Genomic DNA, 1,666 nt, shown 5'->3' with positions numbered 1-1,666 from the left:
TTTTCTAAGGTTCTTTTTAACGCGTACGGGGAGTGAAAGGGAGGCCGCGATGGGCTTAACGAAAACGTTAGCTCCTGAGTCGATTTCTTATATATAAAGATATTTTTAAATTTCTGAATCCAATTTTGTTTATTCATACAAATCTTCCTAGGTACCGATTCTGGTTACTCGGTTAAGCTAATAGCTTTGATGTTAGTATTACGCGTTTATTAATTTCTACTTCAGGTATTTATTTCCACTAACAAGAAGTTGACTTCCTCCCCCACTAGAGCGATGATGTCACCGCGGCAACCGCCCACCGAGGAGGAATGAATATCGAGGAATAACTGGCCCCTACAAAAAATTAAAAATTTAATTCCGCAAATGATTTTTCACTGTCGAAATCAAAACACGACACGCATTTGATTCATATATCTCAATAATGGCCCAGTGCATGATGGGCCAGCAGCAAGGAGGAGTCTTATCGAGCGATATCTGGCTCCAGCAGAAAATTAAAAAAAAATTAATTCCCTAATGATTCTACCGTCGAATCAAACGACAAGCATTTTGCTTCATATCTCATACCGGTCCAGTGCATGATGGACCGGATTATAAGGGGGCGTTTAATCGGGTGATGGCTGGTTCTTTCAATTAAAGACAGCAACGAATTAAACTCGAGTTTTCCTCGAAGGAGGTCTGACTATCTGGAATATTGGTCCCGCCCAAATTCTCAACTATAGGGAGGTCGATAAGGGCACCAATTGGGACCGGCAGTTCTACGAAAATCGAATATGGGAAGCGTTGCTTCACAGTCGGGCTATGGGTTCGAGCTGGGGTGGTCTCAATAATGACCGCAAATTCTGATTCCCCGGTGGAACACGATGGCAGCGTAACCTGCAAATTATTCTAAGTAAATATAGTTCTTAGAACATCTTGCGGGATCACACGGAGGCGATCGTGGCCGGCAATCTGGATGGGTCACTACATTAGACCTAACTTGGCGAAAATCCGGCTACGTTATCGAAAGCATCGGCCATGGCAGTTTTGCCGATAAGCCGGCAATTGAACTTCGACTATATCTCTGAGAGGCCAGTCTGTCCCTAAAGCCAACAGGCGACTTCGACCGCTTATCATGGAGGCGAGTTTGTCCTCACGACCAACAGTGAAGTCTCCCTTATCATAACGGAGGATACGTCCGACTACTAATCAAGCGAGGGTTCTCTGATTTCACGACCGTCGCTTATTTGGCCTGGGCTTTTTTAATTATCAAAGAGCGAAACAGCCCCCGTTGCCGGGGGACTGCGTCGGCGTTATTCAGCCTGTTCGGGCTTGTCCATATTCTCGTTGAGCTTCTCGATGTTCTGATTTAACTGGGCCAGCTGTTCGGCGATGGTGGCCAGGGATTCAGCGATTTTCGGAACGTCCCGTTCATAGAACTTCCTGCCCATGATGGTTTGATAAAACTCTGTCATTCTGTAATCCTCCCTGCTTTTCTTGCGAGGCAGGTACAGCTTATCTAGGAGTCGTCTCAAAGTAAAGTTAGTTTCGTGAACGCCGATGCGTCATTCCCGGATATATAAAAAACAGAGAGGGCGATTACGCCCCCTCCTGTTGCATATGACGGTATTTTTTCGGCTTTATCCTCGGTCTCTTACCGGTGGACGAGAAGTAACCCATATCCCCAGTT

At 45.6% G+C, this 1,666-nt stretch carries 1 protein-coding gene; it reads right to left on the bottom strand.

What is annotated here, in order from left to right; all coding sequences use genetic code 11:
* Positions 1-1,289: 1,289 nt before the first annotated feature.
* Positions 1,290-1,451, bottom strand: a complete 162-nt coding sequence (locus H1S01_RS20095; protein ID WP_188042144.1) for a hypothetical protein — start codon at positions 1,449-1,451, stop codon at positions 1,290-1,292.
* Between the last annotated feature and the right edge of the window lie 215 nt (positions 1,452-1,666).

Source organism: Heliobacterium chlorum (genome assembly GCF_014502795.1).
GTDB lineage: Bacteria > Bacillota > Desulfitobacteriia > Heliobacteriales > Heliobacteriaceae > Heliobacterium > Heliobacterium chlorum.
This window is presented reverse-complemented; position numbering and strand designations above follow the sequence as displayed.